General features: G+C 39.5%; 1 protein-coding gene. It reads right to left on the reverse strand.

Features of this window, described 5'->3' with window-relative positions:
- A partial coding sequence (locus COZ07_RS01705; RefSeq protein WP_406606871.1) for an 8-oxoguanine deaminase occupies positions 1 to 1,184 on the reverse strand: 1,184 nt, incomplete at its 3' end.
- Positions 1,185 to 1,256: the final 72 nt, after the last annotated feature.

Below are 1,256 nucleotides of genomic sequence, written 5' to 3' on the forward strand. Positions count from 1 at the left end.
GCAAAACCCAGCCTTTTTGAACTAATTAGAAACATATCTGCTGCTTTGCCTTCTTCCAGGCTGCCGATCTCCTGCTGGTTAAGAACATCACGCCCTCCATTAGTAGCCATACTCAGCACCTCTTCGGCTGACATACTGGAGATACCATAAATTAACCGGTGCATCAAGAAAGCTGCTTTAAGTTCAGCAATCATATTAGAGGAATCATTGCTGGCACTACCATCAACCGCTAATCCTACCGGCACTCTCTTTTGCAACATATAGGGGATATTGGCTGCTCCAGAAGCCAATTTTTGGTTGGACACCGGACAATGAGCTACTCCTGTTCCGGTATCGGCTAATAAGTCTATTTCTCTTTCGGTCAGATCTACACCGTGAGCAAACCAAATATCCTTACCTAACCATCCAACTTTTTTCATATAATCCAGGGGTCGCATACTAAAAATTTCCTGACAATATTTTTCTTCATCTTTGGTCTCTGCTAAATGGGTATGACTCCTGACTTTATAATTCCGGGCCAATTTGATCGACTCTCTTAAAAGATTTTCAGTCACTGAAAAAGGAGAACAAGGTGCTAAAACTACTCTCTGCATAGCAAAAGGTCTACTATTATGAAATTTTTCAATCACTCTTTGAGAATCAGATAAAATTTCTTCTTCGCTCTGCACTACTGAATCAGGAGGCAAACCCCCATCTTTTTCACCGAGAGACATAGAACCTCTGCTTCCATGAAATCTTATCCCTATCTCTTCTGCTGCTCTAAATTCCTCATCTAGTAATTCTTTGGGTTGGCTCCGGGGAAAAACATAGAATTGGTCAACTGAGGTGGTACAACCGGTCTTTAAAAGTTCTCCCATGGCTACCAGGCTGCTGTAGTAAACCGCTTCCGGAGTTAAACGAGCCCAGATAGGATAGAGATACTTAAGCCAATTAAATAACTCTACATTCTGCACCTGAGCTATATTTCTGGTTAAGGTTTGATAAAAGTGATGGTGAGTATTAATCAAACCGGGATAAAGGAAATAATCTGCACCATCGATTACCTGGTCAGCGGTAAATTCTATCTCCTGGGCAATTTTATCTACTCTATTATCTTTAATTAAAAGACTGTAACCTTTTAATCGATTTCTCTCTTTATCCATAGTTACCATCTCTTTTATATTTTTAATTAATATAGAAGACATTTAATAAACCTCCTTCTTACTATTTATTCGCTACACTTTCAATTGCTTCAATAATCTGTTCATACCCGGTAC

This window comes from Candidatus Infernicultor aquiphilus (genome assembly GCF_002784285.1).
GTDB lineage: Bacteria > Atribacterota > Phoenicimicrobiia > Phoenicimicrobiales > Phoenicimicrobiaceae > Infernicultor > Infernicultor aquiphilus.